Source organism: Streptomyces botrytidirepellens, assembly GCF_003721215.1.
Lineage (GTDB): Bacteria > Actinomycetota > Actinomycetes > Streptomycetales > Streptomycetaceae > Streptomyces > Streptomyces himastatinicus.
In genome coordinates this window covers 1-10,613 of record NZ_RIBZ01000007.1, presented here as the reverse complement: position 1 = coordinate 10,613, position 10,613 = coordinate 1, and the positions used below count along the sequence as shown (strand labels likewise).

Sequence of the window (10,613 nt, the reverse complement as noted above, 5' to 3'; positions counted from 1 at the left end):
CGACGCCGCACACGCCCCACCACCAACCCACGCAACACCGCAGGCACATCACCACCCACAACCCCCGCCACATCAAGGTCCACGGCCACCACCAATGGACGCGGGAGCCGGACCGCAGAATCCAGCAGGGCAAGTCCGCGCTCGGACGACAACGGCCTCATTCCGCGCAGCCGGGTCAGTTCCGTCTGCCCCATGTGCCCGGTCATGGCGCTGGACTGCTCCCACAGCCCCCATGCCACTGAGAGCCCGGGCAGCCCGAGACCGCGGCGGCGGGCGACCAGTGCGTCCACGTACGCGTTCGCCGCCGCGTATCCGGCCTGACCGGCGTTGCCCACCACGCCGGCGGCCGAGGAGAACGTCACGAACATGGTCAGCGGCAGATCCGCCGTCGCCGCGTGCAGATGGGCCGCCACCGTGGCCTTCGCCTGCCACACCCGTGCCACTTGGTGCGGGGTCAGCGAGGTGATCACCGCATCATCCAGCACACCTGCGGCATGGATGACCCCGGTCAGCGGATGCTGCGCATCGATCCCCGCCACCAACTCGGCCACCGCGTCCGCGTCCGTGACATCCACCGGGACGATCCGCACCTGTGCGCCCGCATCGCTGAGCCGGTCGGCCAGTTCCGGCGCGCCCGGGGCCTCGGGGCCCCGGCGGCTCGCCAGCACCAGATGCCTGACCTGCCAGGTGCGTACGAGGTGCTCGGCGACCAGGCCGCCCAGCAGGCCCGTACCGCCGACGATCAGTACGGTCCCGTCGGGGTCGAGAACGCCGAGACCATGGGCGGTGGACTCGTCACGGCTTGCGCGGCGGGCCGGGGTCAGCCGAGGCACCAGCAACTGCCCGGCCCGCATGACCACCTGCGGCTCATCTGCCCGTACGGCACGCGCCACGGCGTCGGCCACGTTGCGAGGGGTCGCCTCGGTGTGGGGATCCGGGTCGGTGTCGAGGAGCACGAACCGGTCCGGGTTCTCGGCCTGCGCACTCCGCAACAGGCCCCATACGGCGGCACCGGCCGGATCCGGGACGTCGTCCTCGGCGTGCGCGACCGCGCCCCGCGTCACCACCGCCAACCGGACATCGGCCAGGCGCGGTTCCGCCAGCCAGCCCTGTGCCCATTGCAATGCGTGGTCGACAGCGGTGAGACCATCGCTCGCACCCGCCGCGGGGTCGTCGTCGGCGGGCTCACCCACCGCGGGGAGATACGCCAAGGCCAGCGTCGGAGCGGCCGTACCGCCGTCCATCGCAGCGATCAGAGCCGCCAGATCCGGGTGGCACACCGCACCACCGGAGTCGTTGATCCGGCCCAACACCACCCAGCCGTCGTCCTGCGTCGTGACCGGCGCGGCAGGCAGGGGCGTCCAGTCGAGCGTGAACAGCCCGCCGGTGTCACGTCCGCCCACGGACCGAAGCTGCTCGGCGTCGGCCGGACGCATGGTGACGGAGTCAACCGTGAGCACGGGGGCACCCCCGGCATCGGCCACGACCAGCCGCAGCCCGCGCTCACCCGCCGCGCTCTCCTGGTGGCGGGTGAGCCGCACACGGACCGTGGTGGCGTCCGTGGCGTGCAGGGATACGCCATTCCAGACGAACGGCAACCACAACTGCTCGGCCTCCGCCGGGTCGGAGTCGGCGGCGAACCGGTCGGCCAGCAGGAGCGGGTGCAGGGCCGCGTCGAGGAGCGCCGGGTGGATACCGAAGCCGTCATGGTCTCCGGCGGCCTCGGGCAACGCCACCTCGGCCAACAGGTCCTGGCCATCGCGCCACGCTGCCCGCAGCCCCTGGAACGACGGGCCGTACGCGTACCCCGCCGCTGCGGCCTGCTCGTAGAATTCCTCGACATCCAGCGGGTTCGCGTTCGCCGGAGGCCATGCGCCGGGCATCTCCTCCGCCCTGTCATCGGCGGACGGCGGGCTCAGCACGCCGTCCGCGTGGCACACCCATCCCGGGTCGCCGCCCGGCTCTGCGGCGCGGTCGGGGCGGGAGTACACCCGTACCTCGCGCCTGTCGTCCTCGGCCGTCTCGCCCACCACGACCTGTACGCGCAACGCCCCCGACTCGGGCAAAACCAGGGGCACCTGAAGCGCCAGCTCCTCGACGCCACCGCAGCCCGCCTCATCGGCCGCCCGCAACGCCCACTCCACCAACGCGGCACCGGGCATCAACACGGCGCCCGCGACGGCGTGCTCGGCCTGCCAGCCACCACGTCCAGCCGAGACCCGGCCGGTCAGCAGCAACCCGCCGTCGGGCAGCCCGACAGCGGCGGGCAGCAAGGCGTGCTCCACGCGCTGCAACCCCGCTGCGGCCACATCGCCCACCCGACCGCCCGCGGCGGCGGCCCAGAACCGCCGCCGCTGAAACGCGTATGTCGGCAGATCCACCGTACGTGGCGTCGGCTCGGCCGGGAACAGAGTCGTCCAGTCCACGGGAACGCCCGCAACGAACGCCTGAGCGAGGGAACGCACCAGCTGGTCCTGACCGCCATGGTCGCGGCGCAGCGTCGGCACGGTCGTCGCATCGATGCTCGCCCGCTCGAAGGTCTCCTGCATGCCGACAGTGAGCACGGGGTGGGTGCTGGCCTCGATGAACACCCGGTGCCCATCGGCCAACAGCGCCTCGATCGCATCCGCGAAGCGGACCTGATCCCGCAGGTTGGTCACCCAGTACGCCGTGTCCAGACCGGTGGTGGTGATCCGGCCGCCCGTCACCGTGGAATAGAACGTGATGCCTGTTCCGGAGGTGTCGACCGGGGTCACTCCGTCCAGTACGCGCATCAGCTCGTCGCGGATCTCATCCACCTGGGGGCCGTGCGAGGCGTAGTCCACGTCGATGAGCCGTGCGCGATCACCGTTCTCCTGGCATGCCGCCACCACCGCGGCAACCTGCTCCGGCGGACCCGACACCACCGTGGACGACGGCCCGTTGACCGCCGCCACACCCAGCCCGGCAGCCCGATCAACCAGCCCCGACAGCAGCCGACCAGCCTCCTCTTGGCCCACGCCCAGCGACGCCATCGCACCGCCACCAGCCAGCTTGCGAAGCGCCCTGCTCCGCAAGGCCACCACCTTCGCACCGTCCTCCAACGACAACGCCCCGGACACGACTGCCGCCGCGATCTCACCCTGACTGTGGCCCACCACCGCCGCAGGCTTCACGCCATGCCCCGCCCACACCGCCGCCAGCGACACCATCACCGCCCACAACACCGGCTGCACCACATCCACCCGACCCAGATCCCCCGCGTCTCCGGTGCCGCGCAGAACATCGGTGAGCGACCACTCCACATACGGCGCCAACGCCCGCTCACACTCCGCCACCCGCGCTGCGAACACCGGCGACGCATCAAGCAAACCCGCACCCATCCCCACCCACTGCGAACCCTGCCCCGGAAACACCAACACCGGACCCACGTCACCCGCCGACACCTCAGCACCCGTATCCACCACACCCGGATGCGACTCCCCAGCCGCCAATGCCTCGACCGCCGCGGCCAACTCCGCCCGGTCCCCACCCACCACCACCGCACGATGCTCGAACACCGACCGCGTCGTCACCAACGACCACCCGACATCCACCGGCATCAGCCCAGGGTCCTCAGCCAGACGCGCCGCCAACGCGCCCGCCTGGCCCCGCAGCGCCCCCGCGTTCCGCCCCGACACCACCCACGGCACCACACCGCCACGCTCGGGCACCGGCTCCGCCTCGGGCACGTCCGGGGCCTGCTCCACGATCACGTGCGCATTGGTTCCGCTGATTCCGAAGGACGACACTCCTGCCCGCCGCGGCCGGTCGCCGCGCGGCCACGCCACCGGCTCGGTCAGCAGTCGTACGCCGCCTCCGTCCCACTCCACATGAGGGGTCGGCTCATCGACGTGCAGGGTTGCGGGCAGCATCTCGTGCCGTAGCGCCATCACCATCTTGATCACACCGGCCACGCCCGCCGCGCCCTGCGTATGGCCGATGTTGGACTTCAAGGATCCCAGCCACAAGGGGCGGTCCTCCGGCCGGTCCTGCCCATAGGTGGCGATGAGCGCGTCCGCTTCGATGGGGTCGCCCAGAGTGGTGCCGGTGCCATGGGCCTCGACGGCGTCCACCTCGGACGGGGCCAGCCGGGCGCCGGTCAGCGCCTGGCGGATGACGCGCTGCTGCGACGGCCCGTTCGGCGCAGTGAACCCGTTGCTGGCGCCGTCCTGGTTGATGGCCGATCCGCGGATCGCGGCCATCACCTGGTGTCCGTTGCGCCGCGCGTCCGACAGTCGCTCCAGCAGCACCAGGCCGACGCCCTCGCCCCATCCCGTGCCGTCGGCGGTGGCGGCGAACGCCTTGCACCGGCCGTCCGGGGACAGACCGCGCTGTCGCGAGAAGCCGGTGAACACCTCGGGGGTGGACATCACCGTGACCCCACCGGCCAGGGCGAGCGTGCATTCGCCCTGCCGCAGTGCCTGCACCGCAAGGTGGATGGCCACCAGCGACGACGAGCACGCCGTCTCCACCGTGACGGCCGGGCCTTCCAGTCCGAAGGTGTAGGACACCCGGCCCGACAGCAGGCTCGGGGCATTGCCCGCGTATCCCTCGGATGCCGCCTCGGGCACGTCGCTCGACCCGGCTGCGCCGCCGGTGGTGGCCGTACCGGCGTAGACCCCCGTGGGGGAGCCCTTCAGCGACACGGGATCGATACCGGCCCGCTCGAACGCCTCCCAGGCGGTTTCGAGCAGCAGCCGCTGCTGCGGGCTGGTGGCCAGCGCCTCGCGCGGGCTGATGCCGAAGAACAGGGGGTCGAATTGGTCGGCGCCGTCGAGGAATCCGCCCCGGCGGGTGTACGTGGTGCCGGGGTGATCCGGGTCCGGGTGATACAGGCCCTCCAGGTCCCAGCCACGATCGGTGGGGAAGTCGCCGATCGCGTCGACTCCTTCGGACACCAGCCGCCACAGCGCTTCGGGCGTGTCCACTCCGCCCGGGAAGCGGCAGGCGACGCTCACCACGGCCACCGGCTCCTGGGAACGCTCTTCCACCTCACGTAAGCGCAGCCGTGTGTCGTGCAGGTCCGCGGACACGCGCTTGAGGTACTCGACCAGCTTCTCTTCGTTTACGTTCACGTTCACCATGAGGTTTCACCCGGCCTTAAGCGATCGTCGCGCCCGGCACATTCAGGACACACCCAGCTCGTTGTCGATGAAGTCGAGGACCTGGGCCGCGGACGCGGACTCCAGCCGCTCCGTGGCGGTCTTCCGCTCCGAGGCGGTCGCATCCCGTCCCGCCAGATTCCGCGTCGCCTTCCACGTGGCCAGCAGACTCTCCAGCCGAGCCGTGACCGCCCCGGCCTCGCCGTCCGCCACGTCGAGGCGCGCCAACGTGGCTGCCAGCTTGGCCAGTTCGCCGAGGGCCGGGTCGACACCGGTCCGGCCCGGCGAGCCGTCCTCTTCGGGGGCGAGGCGCTCCAGCAGGTAGTCGGCCACGATGGCTGCCTCTGGGTAGTCGAAGACGAGGGCGGCGGGCAGCCGCAGGCCGGTGGCGGCGGAGAGCCGGTTGCGCAGCTCCACCGCCGTCAGCGAGTCGAAGCCCAGATCCTTGAAACTGGTGTCCGGCTGGACCGCTTCCGCGTCCGCGTGGCCCAGCACGGTGGTGGCGTGGCCACGGACCAGGTCGAGCAGCACCCGGCGCCGCTCATCGGCGGACATTCCCGCCAGCCGACCGACCCAGTCGACGGGCTGCGCACCGGCGGCCGCCGCCGTACGCCGTTCCGTCGTCCGCCCGGCACCAGCGCTCGCCGCGACCAGGGCGCGCAGCGCGGCGGGCAGGGTGTCCGGGGGCTGGGCGGCGAGGACGCGCGTGTTCACATCGGCCGCGATCAGCTGGTGGCCGCCGTGCTGGACCGCGGCGTCGAGCAGTGCGAGGGCGTGGTCGCTCGCCATCGCGGCGATGCCGGAGCGGGCCATCCGTGCCAGATCCGCTTCGGTGAGGTTTCCGGTCATCTCACTGGATTCGGCCCACAGCCCCCACGCCACGGACACGCCCGGCATGCCGAGGGCCCGCCGATGGGCGGCCAGCGCATCGCAAAAGGCGTTGGCCGCCGCGTAGTTGGCCTGACCGGGGCTGCCCATCACCCCGGCCGCGGAGGAGAACATCACGAACATGCCGAGCCGCAGGTCCGCGGTCGCCGCGTGCAGATGGGCCGCCGCCGTGGCCTTGGCCTCCCATACCCGGGCCAGCCGCTCCGGAGTCTGCGAGGTGACCACCGCGTCGTCCAGGACACCGGCCGCGTGGATCACCCCTGTCAATGGGTGCTCCGGGTCGACGCCCGCCACCAGGGCGGCCACCGCGGCGGCGTCGGTGACATCCGCCGCCTCGATCCGTACCCGCGCGCCCAGTTCGTCCAGCCGGGCGTTGAGTTCCTTCGCGCCCGGGGCGTCGGGGCCATTGCGGCTGACCAACAGCAGATGCCTGGCCTGCCCCGTACGCACCAGATGCTCGGCGACCAGGGCACCAAGGGTGCCCGTGCCGCCGGTGATCAGTACGGTGCCGTCCGGGTCCACCGGGGCGGGGATGTCCAGCACGAGCTTACCGGTGTGCTTGGCCTGGCTGAGGTACCGCAGTGCCTCCCGCGCCCGGTCCAACGGCCACGTCCGGAGCGGTGGCGGTTCCAGGACACCAGCCGTGAAGAGCGCGCCCAACTCGGCCAGCATCCGGCCGATGCGGTCCGGTCCTGCGTCCCCGATCAGGTCGTAGACCTGGTAGCGCACGCCGGGGTGGTCGGCCGCGATCCGCTCCGGATCGCGGATGTCGGTCTTGCCCATTTCCAGGAGCCGGCCGCCCTCGTGCAGCAGCCGCAGCGAGGCGTCGACGAAAGGTCCGGCGAGGCTGTTCAGTACGACGTCCACCCCACGGCCGCCGGTGGCCTTCCGTACGACCTGTTCGAAGTCCAGGTCGCGCGAGGAGGCCCGGTGTGCCGCGTCGATGCCCATGGCGTCCAGCACCGCGTGCTTGCCGGGGCTCGCCGTGGCGTACACCTCGGCACCGAGATGGCGGGCGATCTGCACCGCCGCCATGCCCACACCACCGGCGGCCGCGTGGATCAGCACCGACTCGCCCGCCCGCAGGCCGCCCAGCTCCACCAGCCCGTACCACGCGGTGAGGAACACCACCGGCACCGCGGCCGCCTGCTGGAAACTCCACCCGGCGGGGATCGGCGCCACCATACGCGCGTCCGTCACCGCCAGCGGGCCGAACGCACGATCGAAGACACCCATGACCCGGTCGCCCACCACCACCCGGGTCACCCCGGGGCCGACCGCGACCACCACACCGGCGCCCTCGCCGCCCAGGCCGGTCTGGCCCGGGACCATCCCGAGACTGATCAGGGCGTCGCGGAAGTTGATGCCCGCCGCGTGAACGGCGACCCGCACCTGGCCCGCACCCAGGGACTCCAGCACCTCGGGGCAGGGCACTGGTTTCACGTTGTCCAGCGTCGCCGTGCCCGTCAGTTCGAGCCGCCACGCGGGCTGCCCGACCAGCCCCACCACTCCCCCGCTGCTCGCCCCACCGGCACGCATCAGCCGCGGCACCAGGATCCGCCCGGCGCGCAGCGCCACCTGGGGCTCGTCCATCGCCATGGCCCGCAGCACGCCGTCCACCATGCCGTGGCCGGGGACCGCGCCGGCCGGTTCACCGGCGGGGTCGAGGTCGAGCAGCAGGAAACGGCCCGGGTTCTCCGCCTGCGCGCTGCGCACCAGCCCGCACACCGCGGCACCGGCCGCGTTCACGCCGCCGTCGCCGTCCCCCTCGGATACGTCGAGCGCGACGGCGCCCCGGGTGACGACCACCAACCGGGTATCGGCCAGCCGCGGCTCGGCCAACCAGCCCTGCAACAGCCTCAACGCGCTGCCCGTCAGGGCCAGTCCGGCATCCGCCACATCGCGGTCCGGGGGAGGCACGGACAGGCAGGCGATGGCCACCGAGGGCACGGGCGCGCCACCATCGAGCGCTGCGATCAGCGACTCCAGATGCGGATGGCAGACCGCGCCCTCCCCGATCGGGGGCGGTTCCGCCTCGCCCACCACCACCCAGGGCGCGGCAGCTGTCGATTCCGCTGGCTCGTCGGTGTCGTGGCCTTCCGGTCGTGTCGGCAACGGCGTCCAGTCCAGGGTGAACAGCCCGTCCGCCTCCGGCCCCGTGGCAGCCCGCAGTTGATCCGGGTCGGCCGACCGCATCACCAGCGCGTCAACCGTCAGCACCGGAACGCCCACCGCATCGGCCACGACCACCCGCAGCCCCCGCTCGCCCTCCACACCGTCCGCCTCCCGTGACCGGGGAGAGAGCCGGACCCGGACCGTCGTCGCGCCGCCCGCCCACAACGACACGCCCCGCCACGCGAACGGCAGCCACACACGTGTGTCGTCCCGTTCCGGCTCGGACGGGTCGAGCAGCAGCGCCGGGTGCAGGGCGGCGTCCAGCAGCGCGGGATGGATGCCGAAGCCGTCGCGGTCACCGGCGGGTTCGGGCAGGACCACCTCGGCGAGGACGTCCGTACCGTCCCGCCACACGGCCTGTACGCCCTGGAAGGACGGGCCGTACGCGTACCCGGCCGCCGCCGCGCGCTCGTAGAAGCCGGTCACGTCCACCGGCTCCGCCTCCGCGGGAGGCCACGCCCCGGACAGCTCCTCCGCCCCGCCATCTGCGGACGGCGGGCTCAGCACACCCTCCGCGTGGCACACCCACCCCGGGTCGGTCCCCGGCTCGGCATCGCGATCGGGGCGGGAGTAGATCCGCACATCGCGCCGCCGGTCCTCGGTGGCCGGGCCCGCCACCACCTGTACGCGCAGCCCGCCGGACGCCGGCAGCACCAGCGGGAGCTGGAGCGCCAGCTCCTCCACCCCACCGCAGCCCGCCTCGTCGGCCGCTCGCAGCGCCCACTCCACCAGCGCCGCACCGGGCACCAGCACCGCGCCCGCCATCACGTGTTCGGCCAGCCAGTTTTCGGCGCCGACGGCCGAGACCCGGCCGGTGAGCACCACCCCGCCGTCGGCCAGCCCCACTGCCGCGGGCAGCAACGCGTGCTCCACACGCTGCAACCCGGCGGCGGCGACATCACCGACGCCACCGGCCGCGGCCAGCCAGTACCGCTCGCGCTGGAAGGCGTACGTCGGCAGCTCCACCGTCCGCGGCGTGGGGTCGGCCGGGAACCAGCTGGTCCAGTCGACGTCGGTACCGGACGTGTGGAGTTGGGCGAGGGCGTGGCCGAGGGCAGGGACATCGGGTTGTTTGCGGGTGAGGGTGGCCGCCACCAGAGGGCTGGGTCGCTCGGCTTCCGTGGCGGTGTGGCCGAGTGTGTGCTGTGTCGCGGTGGCCAGGACCGGATCCGGGCCCAGTTCCAGAAAGACGCCTGTCTCGGGAGAGATGTGGGTGATGGCGGGGTGGAAACGGACGGGCTGGCGGATGTGTTCGGCCCAGTATTCGGGGGTGGCGATGCGCTCGTCGGCGGGTTCCCCGGTGAGGTTGCTCAGCAGGGGAAGGGTGGGCCGGTGGTACGTCAGGCCCGTGATGGCCTGGGTGAACGGCTCCAGGATGGGGTCCATCAGGGGGGAGTGGAAGGCATGACTGACGGTCAGGGTCTTGGTCTTGCGTCCCTTGGCGGCCCAGGCGGCGCTGATCGAGGCCACGCGTTCGGTGGGTCCGGAGATGACGGTGTTGCCGGGTGTGTTCAGGGCCGCGATGCCCACGTGACCGTCGTGCTCGGCAAGGTCTTCGGCGAGCTCGTCGGGAGCAGCCGCGATGGTGGCCATCCCGCCGCCTTCCGGGAGGCCGCCCATCAGCGTGGCGCGAGCGGCCACCAGTCGGCAGGCATCCGGCAGATCGAAGACACCCGCCACATGGGCGGCGGCGACCTCGCCGATCGAGTGTCCGATCACCACATCGGGGCGCAGTCCCAGCGAGTCCAGCAACCGGGCCAGGGCGATGTGCAGTGCGAACAGCGCTGCCTGGGCGTAGGTCGTGTGGTCCAGCAGTCCCGGCCGCTCGGGCACGCCGGTGAACGCCACCTGGCGCAGCGGGTGTTCAAGGGCCGGGTCGAGCAGGCCGCAGACCTCGTCGAACGCCGCAGCGAACACGGGAAAGCGGTCGTACAGCCCCGCGCCCATCCCCACGCGCTGGCTGCCCTGTCCGCTGAACAGCCACACCGTCTTCCCGGACGGGGCCGTGCCCGCGGGAGGGCCCACCATCCCCGGATGCGGCTCACCGGCCGCCAGGGCCTCCACCGCCGCCACCATCTCCGCACGGTCATCGCCCAGCACCACGGCCCGGTGCTCGAACAGCGACCGGGACGTCAACAGCGACCATCCCACCTCGACGGCCGACGCCTGCCGGTCCGGTGCCAGGCGCCCGGCCAGTGCCGCGGCCTGCCCGCGCAGCGCCTCCGCACCCCGCGCGGACAGCACCCAGGGCACCACACCACCGTGCTCGGGTACCGGCTCCGCCTCGGGAGCCTCCGGAGCCTGCTCAAGGATCACGTGCGCGTTCGTACCGGAGGCGCCGAAAGAGGACACTCCGGCCCGGCGGGGACGTTCGCTGTGCGGCCACTCCACCGGCTCGGTCAGCAGCCGTACCGCACCGCTGGCCCA

2 protein-coding genes are annotated in these 10,613 nt (G+C 72.5%); both read right to left on the bottom strand.

Annotated elements, in window-relative coordinates; translation table 11 throughout:
* Window positions 1–5,105, bottom strand: a 5,105-nt coding sequence (locus EEJ42_RS00225) for a type I polyketide synthase (protein ID WP_123098012.1), incomplete at its 3' end; no start/stop codon positions are given.
* Between the two features lie 42 nt (window positions 5,106–5,147).
* Window positions 5,148–10,613 (bottom strand): SDR family NAD(P)-dependent oxidoreductase (locus EEJ42_RS00220; protein ID WP_123098011.1); only part of this gene is annotated, 5,466 nt, incomplete at its 5' end.